A 14,226-nucleotide genomic window follows, 5' to 3' on the forward strand; every position below is an offset into this window, starting at 1 on the left:
CGGTAGTAAAATTCTGTACTGAGTGCGTAATAGACTTTGAAAAGACCCTTACTGCTTCTGCTTGCCGACCTGGTCGACGACGTTGACGAGATCCCTCATCACCGCATTGACGACCATGGGTACGGAAGCAACCACAGTGTTGATCATGCCTGCTGCACGACCGATGTTCTCGGTCTTGGTGAGCATCTCCGACAGTGCAGGAAGCTTGTCCGAACCGAACACAACACCGTCGATGGCGGCCATCTTGAACTTCAGGGCCTCATTGGTTTTGCCGAACTTCGAGATCACCCGTGCCGGGGCGATCGGATCGTCGTAGCCGAAAGCCACGCCGGTGGTGCTCTTCAGCGCCGGGGCGAGCTTGTCGGCTCCCTCCATGTCGCTGAGCGCCTTCTTGATCAGGGTGTTCTTGACCACGCGGTACTCGACGCCGGCCTTGCGGAACTCGTTGCGGAGCTCTGCCATCATGGCGACACTGAGGCCCTGGAACTCGGTCAGGTAGATGCCCTGCGAGCGGCGGAGCTTCTCCGAAACTTCGCTGACAACCTGCTCTTTCTTCTCTCGCTTCATCATATTAACCGTTTGTTATTAGGCGACAAATTTCTCTTTCTTGACCCGGAGGCTCGGCGACATGGTGCTCGATACCGCGATGCTCTGGACATACTGGCCCTTGGCCGCGGAAGGCTTCAGGCGCAGGACCTCCCTGAGGAAGCTCGAGATGTTCTCTGTGAGCTGGTCGGCTCCGAAGGAGACCTTGCCGACGGGGGCATGGATATTGCCTGCCTTGTCGACGCGGAACTCGATCTTTCCGGCCTTGACCTCCTTGACGGCCTTGGCGACGTCCATCGTCACCGTGCCGGACTTCGGGTTCGGCATGAGGCCACGGGGTCCGAGGATCTTGGCGACCTTGCCGAGCTGGCCCATGACGTCGGGGGTGGCGACGATGACGTCGACCCCAGTCCAGCCGTTCTGGATCTTCTCGATATACTCTTCGAATCCTACGAAATCAGCGCCGGCTTCCTTTGCCTCTTCAGCCTTGGCCTCCTTGCAGACGACCAGGACCGAGACGGTCTTGCCGGTGCCATGCGGGAGCATGACGGTGCCGCGGACGACCTGGTCCGCGTGGCGGGGGTCGACTCCGAGCTTGACGGCCACATCGACGGTGGCGTCGAACTTGACGTTGGTGATCTCTTTCACCTTGGCGACCGCATCACCGAGATCGTACTCCATATTGCGGTCGATCTGGGCTTCTGCCGCCCTGTAATTCTTTCCTGCCATTCTTGGTGTTGTGCTAGTGGTTGAAAAAGCGGCCTCAGCGGCCTCCCACGACTCTCTCTCTCTGAGGAACCGGCTCAGTCCTCGACGACGATACCCATGCTGCGTGCCGTACCGGCGATCATCTCCTCGGCGCCGCGAAGGTCGAATGCATTGAGGTCGGGCATCTTCAGCTCGGCGATCCTGCGGACCTGCTCGCGGGTCACGGTACCGACCTTGTTGCGGTTCGGCTCACCCGATCCCTTCTGCAGCTTGGCTTCCTTCAGAAGGAGCACTGCGGCGGGCGGGGTCTTGGTGATGAAGGTGAACGACTTGTCGGAGAAGACGGTAATCACCACAGGGATGATCATGCCGGCCTCGGACTGGGTCTTGGCGTTGAACTGCTTGCAGAACTCCATGATGTTCACACCCTTCTGACCGAGGGCGGGACCGACAGGAGGAGCAGGGTTCGCGCCGCCGGCAGGGATCTGAAGCTTGATGAAACCGATTACCTTTTTTGCCATTGTCCTATGTTCTGTTCAGAAGCTTACCAGCGATAAGCCCGTGTTGTATTTTATTGTGAAACTGACTTGACCTGCGAGAAGTCGAGCTCCGTCGGCGTGCTGCGCCCGAAGAAGCTGATCATGACCTTGACCTTCATGCGCTCGGTGCAGACCTCGTGGACCACGCCGGTGAGCGAACTGAACGGACCATCGATGACCTTGACGGAATCGCCGACCTGGAACGGAGCCTCGATGACGGCGCGATGCTCGACAGCGGTCTCCGGCTGAAGGAGTTTTTCGACCTCGTCGGGGCGGAGCGGAATCGGGTTGTCGTCGACGCCGAGGAAACCCATGATCGAGGGAATATCGAGAATCAGGTTGCGGGTCTGCTTGTCAAGCACGGCCTCGATGAGCACATAGCCCGGAAACGCATTCTTCGTCATACTGCGCTTCTTGCCGTTCTTCACCTCGACGAACTTTTCGTAGGGAACGTAGACCTGCAGGATCTTATCACCAAGACCGCTGCGCTCGACTTCCGCCTCGATACCCTCCTTGACCTTCCGCTCGTGTCCGGAATAGATCCTGAGCGCATACCAGCGCGCCACCGGCGGCGTCGACTGCTCCTCAGCTTCCTTTTTTCTTGCGGCCATCCCTTACCTCTTATCCTGTTTCTTACAGTAACTTTCCCATCACGAAGTTTATCACCCAATCAACAAGAAAGGTGAAGAGAGCGAGGAGGCCCGATACCGTCAGCACCACCAGCGTCTGCTCCTTCAACTCATCCTTCGTCGGCCAGACGACCTTGCGCATCTCTACAACAACGTCTCTGTAATACTGGCCGGCCTTACCGATATACTTGTTCATGAATCACGGCCCGGAATAAACTGCGCTTCCTGCGAATAAAATAAAATCATGCGTGCACGTCAGGAGGGACTCGAACCCCCAACCTGCGGTTTTGGAGACCGCTGCTCTACCAATTAAGCTACTGACGTATAGCTAACCCCAAAACCGGAGCTGATGATCGGACTTGAACCGATGACCTCTTCCTTACCAAGGAAGTGCTCTACCAACTGAGCTACATCAGCATGAAACAACGAAAACAGTGTGTGGGTAGGGGAGGATTCGAACCTCCGAAGACATAAGTCGACAGATTTACAGTCTGTTGCGTTTAACCACTTCGCTACCTACCCGCAATAGTCATGAGCTGGTGATGGGAATCGAACCCGCAACCTGCTGATTACAAATCAGCTGCTCTACCAATTGAGCTACACCAGCAGCTCAGTCAAAAAACAGGGCAGGTAATATACTGAGAGGATTTTAAAATCCAAAAAAAAAAGGGAACAATTTATTTCCCCCAGACGCCCGAGAGAAATGCCGCAAGCCTGACGGAAATCTCCCGCGGGGCAAGTCTTTCGGCAAAGGCGAGGAGGCTGTCGATGAGCGTGGGATAGACCCGCATGCGGTTTTTCATCAGTCCGCGCACAGCGGCCCTGACCACGACAGAGGGGTCGGAAATGGGCAGGAGGATGGAGGAGGGATCGTGGCCGGCGACCGAGAAGAAACCGGTTTCGATGAAGCCGGGGCAGACGGCGACGACCTTCACGCCGGAAGGGCGGAGCTCTTCGTGCAGGGCTTCGGTGAGGGTGATGACGAACGACTTGGTGGCCGAGTAGAGGCCGAGGCCGGGCAGGCCCTGCAGGCCGGCAAGCGAGGCGATGTTGATGATGCCGCCCGAACCCTCCGAGGTCATGTCGGCAGAGAAGAGGCGCGTGAGGCGGGCGAGGGCGAGCATGTTGACCGCCATCAGCTCCTCGAGCTTCTCTCTGGGTATGGTGCTGAAGCCGCCGGCGAAGGAGAGCCCGGCAGCGTTGATGAGCAGTTCGACCTTCAGCCGGTTTCGGCGGCAGAACTGGTGGACCTCGTCGGGCGCGGAGGAGCGGGTGAGGTCGGCCGTGCAGACCAGGACCTCCACGCGGCGCTTCTCTCGCAGCTCCTCGGCAAGCGTATGGAGGCGCTCGGCAGAGCGGGCGACGAGGATGAGGTTGTTCCCGCGGCGGGCAAACTCCCGGGCGAACGCCTCGCCGATGCCCATGGAGGCACCGGTGATGAGGGTGCAGTGCATGGCCATCGGAGCTATGCTCCCGGCGTTTCGGCGGGCTCGACCCAGCGGCCGTGCTCGCGGATGAGCCCGATCAGGCGTTCGACGGCCTCCGCCTCGGGGAGGTTCTCGGCGACGCACTCTTTTCCGACGTAGAGACTGATGCGGTTCCTGCCCGCGCCGACGTACCCGAAATCGGCGTCGGCCATCTCGCCGGGCCCGTTGACCACGCAGCCCATGATGCCGATCTTCAGCCCCTTCAGGTGGGAAAGGCGACGCTTGATGGTGGAAGCCGCCAGCTCAAGGTCGAAGTAGGTGCGGCCGCATCCCGGGCAGGAGATGAATTCGGTCTTCGACATGCGCGCCCTGGCCCCCTGCAGGATGTTGAAAGAGAGGTCGATCTCGTCTTTCAGGGAAAGCGGCGTCGAAAGGGAGATGATGTCGCCGAGCCCGTCGGAGAAGAGCGGACCCATCTGCACGGAAGCGTCGATGAGGGTGCGGAGCCTGTCCGGATCGGTGCCGCGGAAGCGCGCGACGAACGGAGCGGCAATACCGCGCCGCTTGAGTTCGAGCAGGAGCCGCCGGCCGACATAGAGTCCTTCGTCCGAATCGACGGAGAAGAGGACCCGGTCCAGGCCGCGCGCAGCCGCTTTCTCTGCGAGCGAGGCGAGCACCTCGGCCCCGACGGTGACGCCGGAGCGCAGGCGGATGAACGAGAACTCCACGGCGGGACGGCAGCCTTCTGCCACCATGTCGACGAGTCCTTTCGGCAGCGACTCCTCCTCGGGGATGTCGAAACGCACCTTGGCAAGATCCATCGCAAGCAGGCGGGCGAAGAGATCGGGATCGGCCGTCGAGGCGCCGACCCGGGCGGCCGCCGCGCCGAGCCCGGCGAGCAGTGCCGTAAGATCGGCCAGGTCTTTCTCCCCGCTCACCGGTACCGCGAGCAGTTCGCTGCGGATGCTTCCCTCCCCGAGTTCCGGCCGGAGGCGCAGGAGCGCCTCCCTCTGCGCCCCTTCTGCATCCGAGAGCGGAGCGTGGAGTTCGCTCTCCACCACCGGCAGCGCTTCGCCGCCGACAGCCATCCCGCCGATTTCGATCGGATCCGACCGGCGGCGGCTGTAGCTGACGGGGTCGTAGGGAAGCTCGTCGGAGGACGCACGGGAGCGGCCGGATTCCCCGGAGGACTCGATGAGGTGCTTCAGCGGTATGTGTGCCCGCTCCCCTTTCACCTGGTGGAAGGAGTTGTACTTGCGCACGATCTCGAAGCCGACCGGAACCTCGTTGACGGGATCCTCGGTCAACGAGACCCGGATGGTGTCACCGAGCCCGTCCTCGAGCAGGGCGCCGATACCCATTGCGGACTTCACCCGCGCCTCGTCGCCGTCCCCCGCCTCGGTCACGCCGAGATGGAGCGGGTAGGCGTGGCGGAGCTCACGGTCGCCGCGCTCGACGAGGAGCCGGTAGGCCTCGATCATCACGCGCACGTTAGAGGACTTCATCGAGAAGAGGATATCGTAGTAGCCCGCGTCCTCGCATATGCGGGCGAACTCGAGCGCCGCCTCCACCATGCCGTCCGGGGAGTTGCCCCTGCGGCTGACGATGCGGTCGGAGAGCGAACCGTGGTTGGTGCCGATGCGCATGGAGGCGCCGAGGCTGCGGGCCTTCTCGACGAGCGGAAGGAACTCCTCCCGGACATGCTCGAGCTCGCGGAGGTACTCGTCCTCGGTGTAGCCCTCGCTCGAGAACTTCTTGCGCGTTGCGTAGTTGCCGGGGTTGATGCGGATGTTCTCGACGAACTCCACGGCCTTCATGGCCGCGCGGGCGGAGAAGTGGATATCGGCGACAAGCGGCGTATCGATGCCGTCGCGGCGCAGCTGGTCCCGGATGGCGCCGAGGTTCTCGGCGTCCTTTTCGGTCGGCACCGTCAGCCGTATGATCTCACAGCCCGCATCATGGAGCCGGCGGCACTGCTCGACCGAGGCCCTGGTGTCGGAAGTATGGGTGTTGGTCATGGACTCCACCCTGATGGGCAGGTAGCCTCCGAGCGAAATCTTGCCGAAGGGCACTTCCCTGGTCAGGCGGCGGCGGTACTCGTACATGGGACTCTCGGGTTTTCCTTTGCTGGTTGACGGTGCTGGATACGGGTTCTCGGGGCCGGAACGGCTACTCGTTCCTGATGATGTAGAGGCGCTCCCCCTCGCGGCGGAAGTTGTAGCGCTCGCGGGCGGCCTTCTCGATGCTGTCGGGATCGGCGGCGTGGCGGATACGCTCCTCGTTGAGCTGGATGCGCCGCTGCCCCGCCTCCTGCTCATGCAGCAGCCTGCGGTGCTCGGCCTCCATGGAGATGCGCGTCACCAGGCCGTAGTCGTCGAAGAGCAGCCAGGTAAGGAACACGACGGCCACCACCGCGAAAAAGAACTTTTTCGGGTTGGTGCGGACGTAGCCCCAGAACATGTGCAGTGCTTGTTTCAAGATCCAGCTGCCTCTCGAAGGTTGATTGGCGGGGGACGCCGAAGGAAGAGTCCCGCACCGGCCGAGGAGGTGGTGCGGGAGTATCCCCTGCGGTTCCGGGCCTCAGACCCTGAAGGCCTTCTTTCCGGGGTAGACGGCCTGCTCTCCGAGTTCCTCCTCGATACGGAGCAGCTCGTTGTACTTGGCCATGCGGTCGCTGCGCGACATGCTGCCGGTCTTGATCTGGCCCGCGTTGGTTGCCACGGCGATCTGGGCGATGGTGCTGTCTTCGGTCTCTCCGCTGCGATGGCTGATGACCGAGGTGTAGCCGTTGCGCTTGGCAAGGTCGATGGCACGCAGCGTCTCGGTGAGGGTGCCGATCTGGTTGACCTTGATGAGGATGGAGTTGCCGACCCCCTTCTCGATACCCTCGTCAAGACGCACGCTGTTGGTGACGAAGAGGTCGTCGCCGACAAGCTGGACGCGGTCTCCGATCTTGTCGGTCAGCAGCTTCCAGCCGGCCCAGTCGTCCTCGGCCATGCCGTCCTCGATCGAGATGATCGGATAGGTGTCGGCCCACTGCTCCCAGTAGGCGGCCATCTCTTCGGAGGAGAGCTCGCGCTTGTCGGATTTCTTGAAGACGTACTTCTTCTTCTCCGTGTCGTAGAACTCGGAGCTGGCCGGATCGAGCGCGATCATCACCTGTCCGTCTCCGAGACCTCCCTTCGAGGCGGGGGAACCGGCCTTGTAGCCGGCCTTGCCGATGGCTTCGACGACCAGCTCGATGGCCTCTTCGTTCGAGCGGAGGTTGGGAGCGAACCCGCCCTCGTCACCGACGGCGGTGCTGAGGCCGCGGCTGTGGAGCAGCGCCTTCAGGGCGTGGAAGATCTCGGCGCCGCAGCGAAGCGCGTCGGAATAGGAGGCGAAGCCGATCGGCATGATCATGAACTCCTGGAAATCGACGGTGTTGTCGGCATGGGCGCCGCCGTTGATCACGTTCATCATCGGAACCGGGAGGGTGTTGGCCATGGTGCCGCCGATGTAGCGGAAGAGGGAGAGGCCGGAATATTCGGCGCCGGCTTTCGCGCAGGCGAGCGACACGCCGAGCAGGGCGTTGGCACCGAGCTTCGACTTGTTCGGCGTGCCGTCGAGCTCGAGCAGCCGGGCGTCGATCTCCTCCTGCTCGGTGACGAGCATGCCGCGAAGACCCTCGTCGATGACGGTGTTGACGTTCTCGACCGCCTTCAGCACGCCCTTGCCGAGATAGACCGACTTATCCCCGTCGCGAAGCTCCACCGCCTCATGGACGCCGGTCGAGGCGCCGCTCGGAACAGCCGCGCGGCCGAACGAGCTTTCGGTGTAGACGTCGACTTCGACGGTGGGGTTGCCGCGGGAGTCGAGGATCTGGCGGGCGTGGATCTTGCGGATGACAGGCATGGCTTCGCTGGATTAGGGTTCGGGTGTATGACTGGAAAACCAAAATATATCTTTTTTCCCTAGCATTTCACCCCCGCCCGGAAAGCAAATAGGACTTTTTTTCGTTAATTGATGGGAAGCTTCCGTCTGCTTCACCGACCCACCACCCACCAACAGGAGGAGTACCGCCATGCAAGCCGTCCAGCCCGACAAGCTCCGCAACATCGTCATCACAGGCCATGCCGGCAGCGGCAAGACCATCCTCGCCGAATCGCTCGCCCTCTCGATGGGCATCATCAACCGCCTCGGCAGCATCGAGGAGGGCAACACCCTCTCCGACTACTCGCCCGACGAGATCAGCCGCAAGCACAGCCTGAACACCAGCCTCATCAACGGCATGTGGAACGGCTGCAAGCTGAACATCATCGACACCCCTGGCCTGCTCGACTTCCACGGCGACGTGAAGTCGGCGATGCGCGTGGCCGACACGGTGCTCGTCACCGTCAACGCCTCGACCGGCGTCGAGGTCGGCACCGATGCCATCTGGGAGTACACCAGGGAGTACTACAAGCCGACCGTCTTCGTCCTCACCAAGCTCGACGCCGACCGGACGCGATTCAGCGAAACCATCCAGGAGCTGCAGGAGCATTTCGGGCACCTCGTCACCCCGATCCAGTTCCCCGCCGAGGAGGGCCTCGGCCACCACATCCTCATCGACGTGCTGCTCATGAAGCAGCTCGAGTTCGACCCTGACAAACCCGGCAGCATGACGGCATCGGAGATCCCGGACCTCTACCGCAAGCGGGCAGAGGAGCTCCACCAGCAGCTGGTGGAGGCGGTCGCCGAAACCGACGAGGAGCTGATGGAGAAGTTCTTCGCCGAAGGCTCCCTCTCCGAGGACGAACTGCGCCACGGCATCAAAAGCGCGCTCGTCTCGCGCACCTTCTTCCCGGTTTTCTGCACCTCGCCGCTCCACCTGATCGGCTCCGAGCGGCTGCTCGGCGCCATGGTCAACCTCTTCCCCTCCCCGATAGAGCGCGGCCCCGAGCACTCGCTCTGCTCCAGCGGAGAGGGAGAGCAGCTGCTGCAGCCGGATCCCAACGGCGACACGGTCGCCTTCATCTTCAAGACCATGTCGGAACCCCGCATCGGCGAGATCTCCTACCTCAGGGTCTACTCCGGCCACCTCGAATCCGGCCACGAGCTCCAGGACGTACAGACCGAGCAGATCGAAAAGCCCGGCCAGGTCTACACCGTCGTCGGTGAAAAACGCACCGCAACCGACAGCCTTCTTGCCGGCGACATCGGCATGGTCGTCAAGCTCAAGGACGCCCACACCAACGACACGCTCGCCGACAAGGGCACCGGCTGCCGAATCAGCCCCATCATCTTCCCCGTACCGGTACTCGCCACGGCCATCGTGCCGGTGGCGCAGGGCGACGAGGAGAAGATCTCTGCCGGGCTGCACCACCTGCACGAGGAGGATCCCAGCTTCTCGATCGAGCACGACATCGAGTTCAACCAGACGATTCTCAAGACCCAGGGCGAGAGCCACCTCGACATCATCCTCAGCCGCCTCGAGAAGAAGTTCAACGTGAAGGTCGAAACCGCTCCGGTCAAGGTGCCCTACCGCGAGACCATCCGCACCCAGGCCTCGGCGCAGGGCCGGCACAAGAAACAGTCGGGAGGCCGCGGCCAGTACGGCGACATCTGGGTGCGGCTCGACCCGCTCCCGCGCGACAGCGGCTTCGAGTTCGCAAGCGAGGTGGTCGGCGGCGTCGTACCGACCCGCTACATCCCGGCGGTGGAGAAGGGGCTGCGCGAAGCGATCACGACCGGCACCCTCACCGGCTATCCCGTGGTCGATTTGAAAGCGGTGGTCTACGACGGTTCGCACCACCCCGTCGACAGCTCGGAGTTCGCCTTCAAGATCGCGGCCGGAATGGCCTTCCGCGCAGCCGTGGAGAAAGCCAAGCCGTTGGTGCTCGAGCCGGTCGTCGAGCTGCGGGTACTCGCTCCCGACCAGTACACCGGAGAGATCGTCGGAGAGATCTCCTCGAAGCGCGGCAAGATTCTCGGCATGGAGGCGGACGTGCGCATGCAGGTGATCAAAGCCGAGCTTCCGCAGGCCGCGCTGCAGGGCTTCCACCACGCGCTCTCCCGGCTCACCCAGGGACGGGCCCGCTACAGCTACAGCTTCAGCCACTACGAGGAGGCCCCGGCCGACGTCGTCCAGCAGCTCGCTGCCGAGAAGGACGCATAAGCGGAGCGCGGAACGCAAAGAAAAAGCGCCGGGCAGCAAGCATCAGCTGCCCGGCGCTTTGCCGTTCTCATCCGCCCCCGGCGTTTCACAGCCTCCCGAAGAGCGACTTCAGCTTCAGCATCCAGACCATCCAGACCGCTTCGCGGATGTTCTCCTTCGTCATCTTCGAGAGGCCGACAGTGCGGTCGGTAAAGACGATCGGCACCTCGACGATCCGGAGCCCCTTTTTCCACACCCTGAAGTTCACCTCGATCTGGAACGAGTACCCCTGCGAAGCCACACGGTCGAGCTCTATTTGTTCGAGCACCTCGCGGCGGAAGCACTTGAACCCGCCGGTCGGGTCTGCGACGGGCATCCCGGTGACGAGGCGGGTGTAGATGCTCGCCCCTTTCGAGAGGATGAGCCGGCCGAGCGGCCAGTTGACGACATTCACCCGGTTCCCCACATAGCGCGACCCGATGACGAGGTCGGCCCCTTCAGCGGCCGCAATCAGGGCGCCGACGGAGGCCGGATCATGGGAGAAGTCCGCGTCCATCTCCAGGATGAAGCGATACCGGCGCCGGAGCGCCCAGCGGAAGCCGGTGATGTAGGCCGTTCCGAGCCCGAGCTTCCCGGCGCGCTCGATCAGATGGAGCCCCGTAAACCGCTCCTGCAGTCTACGGACGATTTCGGCCGTACCGTCAGGCGAACAATCGTCGATGACGAGGATGTCGAGGCTCCTCCCGTAGGAGGCCATGAGGGTCTCGAGGAGGCGGCCGACGTTCTCGCTCTCGTTGTATGTAGGAATGATGACGAGGGAGGGGGCAGCGCCCGCATCCCCCCGCAGCTCTTCGTTCATCGGTTTGCGTCGTCGGAGGGTCTAAAAAAAAGAGCATTGCCCGGAAAGGCAATGCTCTTGAAGCAAGTACGGTGCGTTTCCCTCTCAGTTCAGCGGGCTTCGCGGTGGAAGCGGTGCAGGAAACGGAGATCGAAATCGAGCCGCTCGGGCGGAGTGAAGGAGAAGTCGAGGACTTCGCCGTCGGGAAGCACTTCGACCAGCGCGCCGGACGGACACTCGTCACCGGAGAAGCAGGCTGAACACGAAATGCAGGCGTCCTGGTCGATGTAGCAGCGGAAGCCGCCCTCCTGGACGTCGCCGTAGAACTTGTAGCCGATGGCGTTGACCTTCGGCGGACACTTGTCAAGACAGAGGCCGCAACCCACGCAGAGGTTCTCGAAGATGAAGTAGTGCTTCTTCGCCCTCGGGGCGGGTTTGGCTCCAGGTGCCGCTTTTGCGGCAGGCTTCGGAGCCGGAGCAGCCGGCTTGGCGGCGGGTACGGGCTTGGCTGCCGGCGCGCCTTTGGCGGCGGGAGCCCCCTTGGCGGCAGGTGCTGCCTTCGGTGCGGGCTTCGGCGCGGGCTTCGCAGCCGGCTTCTTGTAGGGCAGTGCGGATTCCTGGCGGACGCCGCAACGGCCGAGGTTGACGTTCAGCGGCTCAAGGCGGGCCTTGCCTGCCGGTTTCGCCGGTGCGCCCTTCGGCGCAGCCTGCCCCTGCTTCGCGGCAGGAGCCGGACCCTTCGGCGGTGCACCCTTCGGTGCGGCGGCCTTGGGCGCAGCCGGAGCCTTCGCGGCCGGTGCCGGCTGAGTTTCTGGCTGTTTTACAGGATCGGCCATCAGGGAACCCTCCTCTATTGATTATAGTCTTCTGTAGTTTCCTAGTAGACGCCGGGCGTCACCGGAGAGTCGGATACCGACTCCCCGGCAGCTCAGGCAGTTCAGGCGATCATCTTCATCAGATAGTCCACGACCTGGGTCAGGAGAGCCTGGCCGGACACGGCCGCGTCGCTGACGGTCGGCGGAAGCGGAGAGTCGGTCTGATAGAAGCCGTTGGCAAGGAACAGGAAGACCAGCATGAAGGTTCCGCCGAAGTACAGGAAGGTACCTGCGAGCTTCGAGTCGGAGATGGTCAGCACAGGGAAGCGGAAGTTGACGTCCCTGCCGAGGAACTTCTTGCCGAGCCAGCGGATGGTGCGGGTCTGGATGTCGGCACCCTCAAGGCGGGAACCGCGATCCTCGAACCACACGGCAAAGCTGATGAACCAGACGAGGTGGCCGATCATCAGGATGGTCGAGAGGTGCGAGCTGGAGAAGATCGTCACGGTCTCGGTCCAGAAGTAGTAGAAGATACCCGAGGTGTAGTGGTGCGCAAGGTTGGCAACCGAATCCCAGGCTTTTGCGTCAGCCGCGGGCACGCCGTACATCATCGAAGCGATCCATGCGCCGTCGATGTACCAGCAGACTGCGGACAGGCCCTTGACTCCCCAGAGCATGGCGAACCAGAGCTGATCCTGGATCGAAACGCCGCAGGTACCGCCGTAGACCGGCCCGAGGCAGGGGAACGAGTAGGAGTTCTTCTTCAGTCCGAGGTCGTCCCAGAGGGGAGAGGTGTGAGCGAAGAAGGCGATGCGGACGAGCGCGATCAGCGAGAAGAGCGAACCGGCCACGATCACGTGGACCATCACCCAGTCGTTGATGCTGGGATCGGCGAACATCCACTGGAACATCGGGAGCGGCTTCAGCCAGTAGAACGACATCATGATGTTCGTGCCGAAGATGTTCAGCTCGCAGATGGTGTTCCAGACGATGACCGCGTAAACGGAGAGCATGGTTGCGAAGCAGAGAGCCATGACGGTACCGAGGATCTTGACCTGGACCTCCTGGTCGCGGCCCTTGGTGATCCAGATCGACTTGATCTGGTTGTAGAGGCCGTTGAGCTGGATCTTGAGGAGGTACTGGCCGCCATGGTACACGCCTGCAAAGACGTAGAGCACGCCGCAGATGATGTGGTTGAAGGCGATGAGGTTGATAACGACCCTCGACATGCCGAAGGCTGCGCCGTTCTTGGGAAGGATCGCGTAAGGAGCGAACTCTGCGAACTCCTTGGTACCGGAGACGATCCTGCCGCCTTCCTGCATGAAGTCGTAGCTGACGCGGTTGAAGGGTTCACCGTACAGGTAGAAGACCAGGTTGTCGAGCTCTTTGTAATACGGAGCGAACGAGGGCTGCTGGAATGCGACGAAGGCAATGACGCCGAGAGCGATGTTGATGTAGCCGATCGCGGTGAGGTGCACCGAGAAGGCTGCTTTCATATCGTCATTGAGGTGGATGGCGGCATTCGGGGGATTGTTCCACCAGTAGATGCCGAGAGCGAAGAAGACCACGAACCACACGAACGACATGAAGGTCTCGGAGTTGATGGTCTGGAAATCGGGAACGGGAGCGAAGCCGAGGATAAACCACATGAGCATGCCCCATCCGAGGAAGAGGAGTGACATGTAGACGGCGTGCGGTCCGAGCGCGTCCTTGTAGGTCTTTGCGCTGGTTCCGTTGAAGACCATGTCACCGAACTTGCCGAGGAAACGGAAGTCGCGGAAGTTGCCTGCGCGGCCGGTGAACGGGTTGGTCAGGTTGTGGGTCCAGTGACGCCAGCCGCCGAAGAGGAGGATGGAGCCGGAGAGGAAGTGGAAGGCGGCCCAGCCGATCAGGTTGCTTGCGGCCTGCTGGAGGTCTGCGGTCTGGGTGCTGTAGGTGTCGATGCCCAGCGAGACCATCCTCGGCTTGATGGTAAGATAGAACCAGTTGTCGTGGAAGCCGGGCATTCCGCCGAGCCATGCGGGGAAGACCTGGATGCCGGAGATGTAATAGATGGCCATCAGGAACCCGAGGACGCCGAGAAGCGCGAGATGGCCGCCGACGACCTGCTCGTCATCGATCCTGTCGGTGTCGAACACCTGGTACCATTTCGTGGAGCGGGTCTCTGTCCGCTGGAACAGGAACCTTCTCATTTTGGCGGCATCCTGCTCCTTGATGACGGAGGGACCGCCCGAAGCGCCGCTGGCCTTCGGAGAAGGAGCGCCTGCCTTGGGAGGCGGAACCGTTCCCTTTGGCTTGGCTCCTGCCGGATTCACTTGTTCAGCCATTGTATTCTCTCCTTTGTTTGGACGTATTTCAGGTTGAAGAAACCTCAAGCAAAACCTCCGGACCGGCGGCGTTCTAAGCAGTGTGGACTGGCCCGGGAGAGCAAACATTCTCGTCCGTTCACGGCCACGCATCGGAGGCACCCCTCCCTGTGACGGCGGTGCCGGAACGGCTGCGGCGGCAGTCTTCCTACCGGACGCAGATTGAAATAAAATAAGAAAAATTATTTAATAATAAATTTTTTTGCCCCCCCATTGGCGGGCTATTGTTTTATTATACAGCAG

The 14,226-nt window shown here is 61.9% G+C and carries 13 protein-coding genes and 4 tRNA genes; 1 reads left to right on the plus strand and 16 read right to left on the minus strand.

All coding sequences use genetic code 11. From position 1 onward, the window contains the following. Positions 1-48: 48 nt before the first annotated feature. From rplJ to eno, 13 genes are all read right to left on the minus strand, one after another. Positions 49-567 (minus strand): 50S ribosomal protein L10, encoded by a 519-nt coding sequence (rplJ, locus tag E0L29_RS03835; protein ID WP_131355770.1) that lies wholly within the window; start codon positions 565-567, stop codon positions 49-51. Positions 568-585: 18 nt separating this feature from the next. After that, positions 586-1,275 carry a 50S ribosomal protein L1 gene (rplA, locus tag E0L29_RS03840; protein ID WP_131354960.1) on the minus strand — a complete coding sequence of 230 codons (690 nt, stop codon included), beginning with the start codon at positions 1,273-1,275 and terminating at the stop codon, positions 586-588. 74 nt (positions 1,276-1,349) lie between these two features. Further along, on the minus strand, positions 1,350-1,775 hold the full coding sequence (gene rplK, locus E0L29_RS03845) for a 50S ribosomal protein L11 (RefSeq protein WP_131354963.1): 426 nt from the start codon (positions 1,773-1,775) through the stop codon (positions 1,350-1,352). A 50-nt stretch (positions 1,776-1,825) separates the two neighbouring features. Then, complete coding sequence (nusG, locus tag E0L29_RS03850) at positions 1,826-2,404, minus strand: transcription termination/antitermination protein NusG (protein WP_131354966.1); 579 nt, start codon at positions 2,402-2,404, stop codon at positions 1,826-1,828. Positions 2,405-2,426: 22 nt separating this feature from the next. After that, on the minus strand, positions 2,427-2,618 hold the full coding sequence (gene secE, locus E0L29_RS03855) for a preprotein translocase subunit SecE (RefSeq protein WP_131354968.1): 192 nt from the start codon (positions 2,616-2,618) through the stop codon (positions 2,427-2,429). 55 nt (positions 2,619-2,673) lie between these two features. Further along, positions 2,674-2,746, minus strand: a tRNA-Trp gene (locus E0L29_RS03860). 20 nt (positions 2,747-2,766) lie between these two features. Beyond that, positions 2,767-2,839: transfer RNA gene (locus E0L29_RS03865), tRNA-Thr, on the minus strand. A gap of 22 nt (positions 2,840-2,861) precedes the next feature. Continuing rightward, positions 2,862-2,944, minus strand: a tRNA-Tyr gene (locus E0L29_RS03870). Positions 2,945-2,956: 12 nt separating this feature from the next. Further along, positions 2,957-3,029, minus strand: a tRNA-Thr gene (locus E0L29_RS03875). 70 nt (positions 3,030-3,099) lie between these two features. Then, positions 3,100-3,882, minus strand: coding sequence for an SDR family oxidoreductase (locus tag E0L29_RS03880; protein ID WP_131354971.1), 783 nt, complete (start codon positions 3,880-3,882; stop codon positions 3,100-3,102). A 5-nt stretch (positions 3,883-3,887) separates the two neighbouring features. Continuing rightward, entirely contained in the window at positions 3,888-5,954 is a 2,067-nt protein-coding gene (ispG, locus tag E0L29_RS03885) for a (E)-4-hydroxy-3-methylbut-2-enyl-diphosphate synthase (RefSeq protein ID WP_131354974.1), read from the minus strand. A gap of 64 nt (positions 5,955-6,018) precedes the next feature. Further along, on the minus strand, positions 6,019-6,327 hold the full coding sequence (locus E0L29_RS03890) for a septum formation initiator family protein (protein ID WP_242664276.1): 309 nt from the start codon (positions 6,325-6,327) through the stop codon (positions 6,019-6,021). Positions 6,328-6,429: 102 nt separating this feature from the next. After that, entirely contained in the window at positions 6,430-7,743 is a 1,314-nt protein-coding gene (gene eno / locus E0L29_RS03895) for a phosphopyruvate hydratase (RefSeq protein ID WP_131354980.1), read from the minus strand. A gap of 169 nt (positions 7,744-7,912) precedes the next feature. Here eno and fusA point away from each other — a divergent pair, with 169 nt between their 5' ends. Then, positions 7,913-9,985, plus strand: a complete 2,073-nt coding sequence (gene fusA, locus E0L29_RS03900; RefSeq protein ID WP_131354983.1) for an elongation factor G — start codon at positions 7,913-7,915, stop codon at positions 9,983-9,985. Between the two features lie 85 nt (positions 9,986-10,070). Here fusA and E0L29_RS03905 read toward each other — a convergent pair whose 3' ends face one another. The 3 genes from E0L29_RS03905 to E0L29_RS03915 all read right to left on the minus strand — a co-directional run bounded on the left by E0L29_RS03905 (position 10,071) and on the right by E0L29_RS03915 (position 13,944). Continuing rightward, the gene (locus tag E0L29_RS03905) at positions 10,071-10,823 is read right to left on the minus strand and encodes a polyprenol monophosphomannose synthase (RefSeq protein ID WP_131354985.1); all 753 of its coding nucleotides are present in this window, start codon (positions 10,821-10,823) and stop codon (positions 10,071-10,073) included. A gap of 89 nt (positions 10,824-10,912) precedes the next feature. Then, on the minus strand, positions 10,913-11,638 hold the full coding sequence (locus E0L29_RS03910) for a 4Fe-4S dicluster domain-containing protein (RefSeq protein WP_131354988.1): 726 nt from the start codon (positions 11,636-11,638) through the stop codon (positions 10,913-10,915). Between the two features lie 101 nt (positions 11,639-11,739). Further along, on the minus strand, positions 11,740-13,944 hold the full coding sequence (locus E0L29_RS03915) for a photosystem I reaction center subunit IX (RefSeq protein ID WP_131354991.1): 2,205 nt from the start codon (positions 13,942-13,944) through the stop codon (positions 11,740-11,742). Between the last annotated feature and the right edge of the window lie 282 nt (positions 13,945-14,226).

It is taken from the genome of Chlorobium sp. N1 (genome assembly GCF_004332115.1).
Taxonomy (GTDB): Bacteria; Bacteroidota; Chlorobiia; order Chlorobiales; family Chlorobiaceae; genus Chlorobium.